At 68.9% G+C, this 6,374-nt stretch carries 6 protein-coding genes; all 6 read right to left on the bottom strand.

Annotated features, from left to right (window positions below):
- A partial coding sequence (locus LI92_RS19230; protein ID WP_046321790.1) for an acyl-CoA dehydrogenase family protein occupies positions 1-426 on the bottom strand: 426 nt, incomplete at its 3' end.
- A complete protein-coding gene (locus LI92_RS19225) occupies positions 423-2,495 on the bottom strand; it encodes an acetyl/propionyl/methylcrotonyl-CoA carboxylase subunit alpha (RefSeq protein ID WP_046321789.1) in 2,073 nt (690 codons plus the stop codon). The genes LI92_RS19230 and LI92_RS19225, both read right to left, overlap by 4 nt.
- A 5-nt stretch (positions 2,496-2,500) precedes the next feature.
- A complete protein-coding gene (locus LI92_RS19220) occupies positions 2,501-4,072 on the bottom strand; it encodes a carboxyl transferase domain-containing protein (RefSeq protein WP_046321788.1) in 1,572 nt (523 codons plus the stop codon).
- Complete coding sequence (locus tag LI92_RS19215; protein WP_046321787.1) at positions 4,069-4,710, bottom strand: 3-oxoacid CoA-transferase subunit B; 642 nt, start codon at positions 4,708-4,710, stop codon at positions 4,069-4,071. Before LI92_RS19215 ends, LI92_RS19220 begins: the two co-directional genes overlap by 4 nt.
- A 49-nt stretch (positions 4,711-4,759) precedes the next feature.
- Positions 4,760-5,506 (bottom strand): CoA transferase subunit A, encoded by a 747-nt coding sequence (locus tag LI92_RS19210; RefSeq protein WP_046321785.1) that lies wholly within the window; start codon positions 5,504-5,506, stop codon positions 4,760-4,762.
- Positions 5,507-5,542: 36 nt separating this feature from the next.
- Entirely contained in the window at positions 5,543-5,818 is a 276-nt protein-coding gene (locus tag LI92_RS24420; protein ID WP_286135198.1) for an AMP-binding enzyme, read from the bottom strand.
- Positions 5,819-6,374: the final 556 nt, after the last annotated feature.

The following is a 6,374-nucleotide window of genomic DNA, read 5'->3' as shown; positions in this document are numbered from 1 at the left end:
GGTGCGGGTGCCGCCGGCATCCGAACCGGCGCCCGGCTCGGTGAGGCCGAACCCGGCCAGCGCACGGCCGGTCACCAGGTCCGGCAACCAGGTCTGCTTCTGCTCCTCGGTACCGAACCGGTAGATCGGCATCGCCCCCAGGCCCACCCCGGCTTCCAGGGTCATCGCCACCGACTGGTCGACTTTGCCGAGTTCCTCGAGAGCCAGGGCCAGCGCGAAGTAGTCGCCGCCCATGCCCCCGTACTCTTCGGGGAACGGCAGGCCGAACAGCCCCATCTCTCCCATCTTGGCGACAACTTCGTAGGGGAAGCTGTGCTCTTCGTCGTGCTTGGCCGCCACCGGCGCAACAACGGTGCGGGCGAACTCCGCGACGGTGTCGCGCAGATCCTGATAGTGGCTGGGCAGTGTTCCCGCCTCGGTCGTCATGATGTCGCTTCCTCGTTCTGTTCCTCCGGGATCAGCCGCGCCAGCACCTGATCCACCTTCACCTGCTCGCCCACCGACACCAGCACCTGCACCCGGCCGGAAATCGGGGCGGCCAGCGTGTGCTCCATCTTCATGGCCTCCACCACCACCACCGGGTCGCCTTCGGCGACCGCCGATTCCGAAGTGACGCCCACGGCGATCACGGTGCCCGGCATCGGGCTGACGATCTCGGCGCTGCGGGGCCCACCGGCGGACCGCACCACGGTGCTTTCCTGGGCCTCCCGCAGGTGCCAGGTTCCGCGTTCGTCGCCGATCCACAGGTGGCCGTCGTCTTCGGCGAACAGGTACCGGCGCTGCCGCCCGGCCACCGTCGCCGTCAGCCGATCGTGGGCGACCTCGACTGCGGCGCTGTGGATCTCCCCGTCACCGACCTGCACCTGGGCGGCCTGCGGCAGGCCCCATACCGACACCGTCTCGGTGCGCAGCGATGTCTGCATCTGGGTGCGCACCGGTGCGGCCGCCCCGATGCGCCATCCGCTCGGGGCCGCCCACAGCTCCCGCGGGGCCCCCGGTTCCCCGCCGGCCAGCTCCCACTGGCGGTAGAGGCCGGCGGCGGCCAACACATCGTCGGGGGCGGGCAGCGGGGCGAAGTCGCCGGCTCGTGCGTCCAGCAGTTCGGTGTCCAAGTCGCCGGCGAGCACCCGCGGATCGGCCAGCAGGAACCGCAGGAACTCCACGTTGGTCTGCACCCCGAACACCGCCGTGCCGGCCAGCGCCGCATCCAGACGCGCCAGTGCCTGCGCCCGGTCGGACCCGTGCGCGATCACCTTGGACAGCATCGGGTCGTAATCGCTGCCGACGACCGTGCCGTCCTGCAACGACGAATCCACCCGCACTCCTAAACCACCGGGCCCATGCGGCGGTCCCAGCTTCGCCTCTCCTCCGTCGAGCCTCGCTGAACCGCCGGGCGGCTCGTGCACCGCCAATACCCGTCCTCCGGTGGGCAGGAAGCCGCGCGCCGGGTCCTCGGCGTACACCCGGGCTTCCACGGCATGGCCGGTGAACGTGATGTCGTCCTGGGTGAAGGACAGCTTCTCCCCGGCGGCCACCCGCACCTGCCATTCGACGAGGTCCAGGCCGGTGATCGCCTCGGTCACCGGATGTTCCACCTGCAGGCGGGTGTTCATCTCCATGAAGAAGAACTCGTCGGGCCGGTCCCCGGAGACGATGAACTCCACGGTCCCCGCGCCGACGTAGTCCACGCTGCGGGCGGTGTTGCAGGCCGCCGCGCCGATCCGGTCGCGGGTGGCGGCGTCCAGCAGCGGCGACGGCGCCTCTTCGATCACCTTCTGGTGGCGCCGTTGCAGGCTGCATTCGCGTTCGCCCAGGTGCACCACGTTGCCCTGGGTGTCGGCGAGCACCTGCACCTCGATGTGCCGGGGCCGCAGCACGAATCGTTCCAGGAACAGGGTGTCGTCGCCGAACGCCGACGCCGCCTCGCGGCGCGCGGTGACCAGCGCCGCGCGTAGCTGCGCGGGATCGTCGACCAGGTGCATGCCTTTGCCGCCCCCGCCGGCCGATGGCTTGATCAGCACCGGGTAGCCGATCTCGGCTGCGGCGGCCACCAGTTCGTCATCGGTCAGGCCGGGCCTGGCGAGACCGGGCACAACCGGCACCTCGAAAGCGGTGACGGTGTTCTTCGCCGAGATCTTGTCACCCATCACCTCGATGGCCCGGGCGGGCGGCCCGATGAAGACCACTCCGGCCTGCTCGCAGGCCGCCGCGAACCCGGCGTTCTCGGAGAGGAATCCGTAGCCGGGGTGAATGGCCTGGGCGCCGGTTTCCGCGGCAGCCGCGAGCACCTTGGGGATCGACAGATAGCTGTCCAGCACCGGCGCGGGTCCGAGGCGCACTGCGGTGTCGGCTTCGCGCACATGGCGTGCTGCGGCGTCGGCGTCGCTGTAGACGGCTACCGATCGAATGCCCATCTTGCGCAGGGTGCGGATCACCCGCACCGCGATCTCGCCGCGGTTGGCCACCAGGACCGTGTCGAAAGGCCTCGGACTCATCGTCGTCACATCCGGAATACGCCGTAGGAGACCGGACCCAGAGGCGCGTTCGAGCAGGCCGAAAGCGCAAGGCCCAGCACTGTTCTGGTGTCAGCGGGATCGATGATCCCGTCGTCCCACAATCGGGCGGTGGAGTAGTACGGGTTGCCCTGGACCTCGTACTGCTCGCGGATCGGGGCCTTGAAGGCCTCCGCATCGGCCGCCGACCACGGCTTGCCGGCGGCGTCGAGTTGATCGCCGCGCACGGTGGCCAGCACCGACGCGGCCTGCTCGCCGCCCATCACCGAGATGCGGGCGTTGGGCCACATCCACAGGAACCGTGGCGAGTAGGCCCGCCCGCACATGGAGTAGTTGCCGGCCCCGTAGGACCCGCCGATCACGACCGTCAGCTTGGGCACCCGCGCGCAGGCAACCGCGGTGACCATCTTGGCGCCGTGCTTGGCGATGCCCCCGGCCTCGTAGTCGCGGCCGACCATGAATCCGGCGATGTTCTGCAGAAACACCAGCGGGATCGAGCGCTTGTCGCACAGTTCGATGAAGTGCGCCCCCTTGAGCGCGGACTCACCGAACAGCACGCCGTTGTTGGCGACGATCCCCACCGGGTGGCCGTGGATGCGCGCGAACGCGGTCACCAGGGTTTTGCCGTACTCGGCCTTGAACTCGCTGAACTCGCTGCCGTCGACCAGCCGGACGATCACCTGCCGCACGTCGTAGGGCACCCGCGAGTCCGGGGGTACCACGTCGTAGAGCTCGGCCGGATCATGGCGGGGCTCAACGGTTTCGCTGATCTCCCAGGGGCTTTGCGGGCGGGGGCCGAAGGTCGCCGCGATCTGGCGCACCATGCGCAGTGCGTGCTCGTCGTCCTCGGCCAGATAATCGGTGACCCCGGAGACCTTGGAGTGCAGGTCGCCGCCGCCGAGTTCTTCGGCGGTCACCACTTCGCCGGTGGCGGCCTTCACCAGCGGCGGTCCGCCCAGGAAGATGGTGCCCTGTTCGCGCACGATGACGGCCTCGTCGCTCATCGCCGGGACGTAGGCGCCGCCGGCGGTGCACGACCCGAGCACCGCCGCGATCTGGGGTATGCCCGCAGCGCTCATGGTGGCCTGGTTGTAGAAGATCCGGCCGAAGTGCTCGCGGTCGGGGAAGACTTCATCCTGGCGGGGCAGAAACGCTCCCCCGGAGTCCACCAGGTACAGGCACGGCAGCCGGTTGGCCAGCGCCACCTCTTGGGCACGCAGGTGCTTTTTGACCGTCACCGGGTAGTAGGTGCCGCCCTTGACGGTGGCGTCGTTGGCGACGATCACGCACTCGCGCCCCGCGACCCGCCCGATGCCGGTGATGATCCCGGCTCCGGGGCACTCGTTGTCGTACATCCCGTCGGCGGCCAGTGGCGCCAGTTCCAGAAACGGGCTGCCGGGGTCCAGCAGCCGGTCGACCCGGTCGCGGGGCAGCAGCTTGCCGCGGGACACGTGGCGCTGCCGGGACTGCTCGTTGCCGCCCAGGGCGGCCGTCGCCAGTTTGGCGTTGAGCTCGGCGACCAGTCGGCGGTGCTCGTCCGCAAATGCCGGTGCTGTCATGACAGTGCCGAAAGGTCTAGCGCCGCGTCGGTTTTCGCGACGACCTCGTCCACGGAGACACCCGGAGCGGTCTCGACCAGCCGCAGGCCGGATTCGGTGACGTCGATGACGGCAAGGTCGGTGATGATGCGGTTGACGCAGCGGGCGCCGGTGAGCGGCAAGGTGCACTGGTCGACGATCTTGGCGCTGCCGTCTTTGGCGGCGTGTTCCATCATCACGATCACCCGGCGCGCGCCGTGTACCAAGTCCATCGCCCCGCCCATGCCCTTGATCATCTTGCCGGGAATCATCCAGTTGGCCAGGTCGCCGGCGGCCGAGACCTGCATGGCGCCAAGGACCGCCACGTCCAGGTGGCCGCCGCGGATGACCCCGAAGGAGGCCGACGACGAGAAGAAGGAGGCGCCGGGCAAGGTGGTCACGGTTTCCTTGCCCGCGTTGATCAGGTCGGCGTCGAGATCTTCGGGCGCCGGGTACGGGCCGACCCCGAGGATGCCGTTCTCCGAGTGCAGCACCACGCTGACGCCATCGGGGATGTGGTTGGGAATCAGGGTCGGCAGGCCGATGCCCAGGTTGACGTACTGCCCGTCGCGCAGCTCGGCGGCCACCCGCGCCGCCAGCTCATCTCTGGTCAGGGTCATCTGACGCCACTCCTGCTCATCGCCGCGCTGGGCATCGTCGTCGGGATGGTCATGCGCGCACCGTCTCTCGCTCGATGCGCTTGATCGGATCCGGCACGTGCACCACGCGGTGCACGAAAACCCCCTGGGTATGCACGGTGGCGGGGTCGATCTCGCCGGGTTCCACCAGATGCTCGACCTCGGCGATGGTGATCCTGCCCGCGGTGGCGCAGTCCGGGTTGAAGTTGGCGGCGGCCTCGCGGTAGACCAGGTTGCCATGCCGGTCCCCCTTCCAGGCATGCACCAGCGCGAAGTCGGTGCGGATCGCGCGTTCCAGAACATAGGTGCGCCCGTCGAACTCCCGGGTCTCCTTGGGCGGTGAGGCCACCGCAACCCCGCCGGCACCGTCATAGCGCCACGGCAGGCCGCCGTCGGCGACCTGGGTCCCCACGCCGGTGGGCGTGTAGAAGGCCGGGATTCCGGCGCCGCCGGCACGCAGGCGCTCGGCCAGCGTGCCCTGGGGGGTTAACTCGACCTCGAGTTCGCCGGACAGGAACTGGCGGGCGAACTCCTTGTTCTCGCCCACGTAGGAGCTGATGGTGCGGCGGATCCGCTTGTGTTCCAGCAGCACGCCCAGGCCCACGCCGTCGACGCCGCAGTTGTTCGACACCGTCTCCAGATCGGTGACGCCCAGCTGCAGGACGGCTTCGATCAGCGCCTCCGGGATGCCGCACAGCCCGAACCCGCCCACCGCCAGTGACGCGCCGTCGGTGATATCCGCGACGGCCGCTGCCGCCGTGGCCACGACCTTGTCCATCGCCACGCGCGCCTCCTCGATTTCAGTTAATATCCATTAACTGATGCCAGAGAATACCATTCTCTGGACACCCCTGTCAGCCCATGGCCATGTTCTTCCGCCTGCCGGCCCATCTCGTCCGTGCGGACCATTCCGGCGACCCGTCATCGGAAACTCGGTCACGACACGCACGCAGCGCGGCACCTTGAAATGCGCGAGCCGCCCGGTGCAGAACGCCCCCAGCCGCTCCGCAGGCAACGCCGGCGCCCCGCTGCGCATTACCACAACGGCTATCCGCCCCTCGCCGTAGATGTCGTCGGGCGCGCCGATCACCTGCACATCGCGAATGCCGTTCTGTGCGTTGAGGAATTCCTCGATCTCGCGCGGATAGACGTTCTCCCCTCACCGTGCCCTTGATCCGCCCGATGGTGCGCAGGTAGCGGCCACCGTCCATCACGGCCAGGCCCCCGGTGTGCATTCAGGCCTCGGCTTCGATGGACGCCGCGGCATTGTCCGGGTCGTTCTAGTAACCGGTCATCACCGAATAGCCGCGTGCACAGCTCGCCGACGTCGTCGCGCGGCACCGTCGCACCGGTGACCGGGTCGGTCAGCTCGATCTCCAGGTGCGGGGCAGACCTGCCCGACGGTTCCGACCCGCTGCATCAGCGAGTCCCTACCGCGGGCCTGGGTCGAAACCGGCGAGGTCTCAACGGTGCCGCTTATACACACTGGCCTCTCAGCCCGTTGACGGCTGCCACAACCCTATTTGATGGTGTCCTGGCGCAGATCGTGCGCTGAGCTGAGGGGGACCCGATTGATGGTCCAGTCGCTATGCGGCTTGGGGTTGGTGGGTCGTGGTCCACTTTAGGGCGAACTCGGCGGGACTGAG

It is taken from the genome of Mycobacterium sp. UM_Kg1 (genome assembly GCF_000972925.1).
Lineage (GTDB): Bacteria > Actinomycetota > Actinomycetes > Mycobacteriales > Mycobacteriaceae > Mycobacterium > Mycobacterium hiberniae.
Note: the sequence above shows the minus strand (reverse complement) of the source record. Positions and strands in the feature narration are given on the sequence as shown.